Source organism: Streptococcus sp. E29BA (assembly GCF_041807805.1).
Classification (GTDB): Bacteria; Bacillota; Bacilli; order Lactobacillales; family Streptococcaceae; genus Streptococcus; species Streptococcus entericus.
In genome coordinates this window covers 1-3,295 of record NZ_JBGTZA010000065.1, presented here as the reverse complement: position 1 = coordinate 3,295, position 3,295 = coordinate 1, and the positions used below count along the sequence as shown (strand labels likewise).

The window sequence follows — 3,295 nt, the reverse complement described above, 5'->3', positions numbered from 1 at the left end:
TTATCTTCGTAGCTCAATTTCATAAAAAAGCACCCCATTCGTTAGATTATCTGTCTAACTTTTGGGGTGCGGTTCACGATTAACGGAGGTCTTTTAATTTTGCCCAGATGGTAGCGATTTCCTCTGGTGAATAGGCTTTGGCACCGCTGGCTAGGGGATGTCCACCACCGTGGTGCTCCTTGGCGATGCCGTTGATGGTCAGGGTTTTACTGCGAAGGTTGACCCGATAGCTACCATCTGCTTGTTCCGTACAAATCATCCAGCGGTCGACACTGTCAATTTTTCCTGGTAGTCCAACAACGAGGCTGACTTCCTCAGGTCTGATGTCAAAGTCCTGCAAAAGTGTTGTGGAAAGAACAATCTGAGCCGCTCCGCTATGGTCCACCTGTAGGTGCTCCAGAATGTAGCCCATCAGGCGAGCGAGCTTGGGCGATAAGGTGTCCAGTTGTCGAGTGATGAGGGCAGCATCAATGCCGGTGTCAAGCAAATAGCTAGCGATACGGAAGGTCTTTGAGCTGGTGGCTGGGTAGAGAAAACGCCCAGTATCGCCGACAATACCTGCATAGAGCAGGCGGGCGATTTTAGTGGTCATCGTCCATCCCAGTTCAATAGCCATCTCAGCAATCATCTCGCTACAAGAAGAAGCTATCGTATCAACCCAAACGAACTCTCCATAAGGTTCATCGTTGGGGTGATGGTCGATTTTAATCAGGCAATCGCCATTGTTATAGCGCTCATCATCAATTCTCGCTTTATTGGCGGTATCAGTCACGATAACCAGGCTGCTAGTATAATCCTTATCTGAGACGCTATCCATTGCTGCTAACCAAGATAAGGTTGGCTCCTCATAGCCTGTGGTTAACACACGTTTATCTGGAAAGTTATGGCGGATAAGTTCTGCCAGCCCAACCTGAGACCCGATGGCATCAGGGTCTGGCTTTTGGTGGCGGTGGATGATGATGGTATCGTAAGCTTGAATCGCTTGTAAGATTGAAAGGAAAGGAGCAGTCATCGTTATCTCTTTTCTATGCTAGTTTGCCTTAGAATAGCATAAAAGTCTTTTTTTTTCAAACGTTGATGGTTCTTGATAATAGCCACATGGCTGATGACACTGATTAGGACTTGTTTATTTTTCACTACTATGTAAAAGGACGTTTTGGGCTAGCCTAGAGACCCCTGATGTGGTATAATAAGGTCAAAATAGGAGGACATTATGGCTTTAGCTAAGATTGTTTACGCTAGCATGACTGGTAACACTGAAGAAATTGCCAATATCGTGGCTGACAAGTTGACCCAGTTAGGACATACCGTTGAACTTGAGGAATGCACGGGCGTAGATGCCAGTGATTTTGAAGAGGCAGATATTGCGATTGTTGCCACCTATACCTATGGTGATGGTGATTTACCTGACGAAATCGTAGACTTTTACGAAGATTTACAAGAACTGGACCTGACAGGGAAAATTTATGGTGTTGTCGGTTCTGGTGATACCTTTTATAATTTTTTCTGCAAGGCTGTTGACGACTTTGAGGCCGCGTTTGAAAAAAGCGGCGCAACAAAAGGTGCAGCATCTGTTAAAGTTGATTTGGCAGCTGAGGATGATGACATCAAAGCCCTTGAGAATTTTGCAGAGCAGCTGGTCTCTAAGCTGGTTTAAGTAATGTTGAAAATATCAGTAAGGCATGGATAAAATCCTGCCTTATTTGTTAGGAGGAGTAATGGTAGAACAGGTGAAAAAAGTAAGCCTTATCTTCTTCTTTGCAGGATTAGGTGGGCTTTTACGCCAGTTGGTAGTCCTGCAGTTCGGAGATATTGGGCTGCTGGGCTGTAATTATGGAGCTGTTTATGGCCTAGTTTATTCGACACATCACCTCTTTCACTCAAAAAGTATTAGTCCATCGCTAAAAGTAGGATTAAGTGTGGGCTTTTTTGGAGGATTGAGCACTATTGCGCCGATTTTTATGGCCTTGGCCACTGCTCTTGAGCAAGGCGATTGGTGGCGACTAATTGGCTTGATGGTTTGCCATATTCTTGGTGGTTATTTAGTGGCTTTATTGGCAAATAGCCGAGCTCTAAAGAGAGAGGAGGGATAGTAGATGGTGATAGTGATGATACTCTGCGGTTGTGGGGCTCTCTTGCGCTATGCACTCAGACCGCTCAACGCTTACTGTCAGTTATCACTAGGAACGCTAAGTGCTAATCTTCTGGTGGCAGTTACGATTGGGTACCTTTCGCAGTCGACGATGTTCAGTCCAAACTTGCAGTCGTGGTTAATCTTTTTCTTAGGTGGTTTGGGTACTTACTCGACCTTCAACTTGGAGCTACTTGATCGCAGAACAAAGCCAAGAGAATGGTTTGTTTACCTTATTCTGACTTATGTTCTTGGAGTAGGAGGAATCGTCCTAGGTCGAATCTTGGCTATCTGATATTTTGGTTTGGTAAAAATAATTATTTAAAAATCTCTTGAAAAACGCTTAAATACTTGATTTTTCGGGGATAGTAGTGTCTACAAGTATCGATGATATTGATATAGCAATAGTCCGCTTTTTCTTACTGGACTTGCAAAATTATTTCTTAGAAAGCTTAGGACAAAGAAAGGAAACAGATTTATGATAACGCATCGGTTTTTATAGAAGTTGATACTGCTATTCACTTCTATAATGTTTATATTTGGTAGTTTATTTGTCACAAGTCAAACAGTACAAGCTAAAGAATTGACAAATGTTACTTTTAAAACAAAGCTTCAAAATAAATCTCGCAAAGAGATTAATCCTCAGGAGCTATACGTGGGAGCTGCTTATGAATTTTTTGTTGAATTTGATTTAGCAGCGTATGATAATAATTTAGCTGATGGAGACTATTTTGTTTTTGAATTACCTGAGCCATTTGATGTCAAGGAAAAAACAGAAGAGTTTATCTTTGAGGAAGTTGCTGTTGCTGATGTTGAGATTACTTCAAATGGTACAGACAAAGGTGGTCAGGTGAAGTTAACCTTAAAAAATCTTGACCAGTGGATGGCGAAAAAGAACTATACATCAGTTCAAGGTGTTAAAGGAAACTTCTCTGGAAAATTTAAATTTAATAGTGAAGCTGAAGTGACCATTCCACTAAAAGGAGTTGATGATACAGATACACTCACAATCAAAGTGTTACCTGCTATTACAAGGTCAGAGTATGATGGTACAACCTATAATTATCGTAAAATGGGTGGGCTCACGAGTGAAAAGGCACCCCTTTTCTGTACAATTTTTATAAAGTGTTTTTGTTAAGCGATAACTCGCTTAACCATAGGTGT

5 protein-coding genes are annotated in these 3,295 nt (G+C 42.0%); 4 read left to right on the top strand and 1 reads right to left on the bottom strand.

Translation table 11 applies throughout. The features are described from left to right. Positions 1 to 79: 79 nt before the first annotated feature. Positions 80 to 1,012 (bottom strand): bifunctional oligoribonuclease/PAP phosphatase NrnA, encoded by a 933-nt coding sequence (locus ACERC8_RS09850; protein WP_373659687.1) that lies wholly within the window; start codon positions 1,010 to 1,012, stop codon positions 80 to 82. Positions 1,013 to 1,213: 201 nt separating this feature from the next. On the opposite strand from ACERC8_RS09850, the gene ACERC8_RS09845 reads away from it, so the two are divergent. From ACERC8_RS09845 to ACERC8_RS09830, 4 genes are all read left to right on the top strand, one after another. Further along, positions 1,214 to 1,657 (top strand): flavodoxin, encoded by a 444-nt coding sequence (locus tag ACERC8_RS09845; protein ID WP_373659686.1) that lies wholly within the window; start codon positions 1,214 to 1,216, stop codon positions 1,655 to 1,657. Between the two features lie 61 nt (positions 1,658 to 1,718). Further along, on the top strand, positions 1,719 to 2,093 hold the full coding sequence (locus ACERC8_RS09840; RefSeq protein WP_018367399.1) for a CrcB family protein: 375 nt from the start codon (positions 1,719 to 1,721) through the stop codon (positions 2,091 to 2,093). Positions 2,094 to 2,096: 3 nt separating this feature from the next. Then, the gene (locus ACERC8_RS09835) at positions 2,097 to 2,426 is read left to right on the top strand and encodes a CrcB family protein (protein WP_373659685.1); all 330 of its coding nucleotides are present in this window, start codon (positions 2,097 to 2,099) and stop codon (positions 2,424 to 2,426) included. Between the two features lie 234 nt (positions 2,427 to 2,660). Further along, entirely contained in the window at positions 2,661 to 3,269 is a 609-nt protein-coding gene (locus tag ACERC8_RS09830; RefSeq protein WP_373659684.1) for a hypothetical protein, read from the top strand. The last annotated feature ends 26 nt before the right edge of the window (positions 3,270 to 3,295 follow it).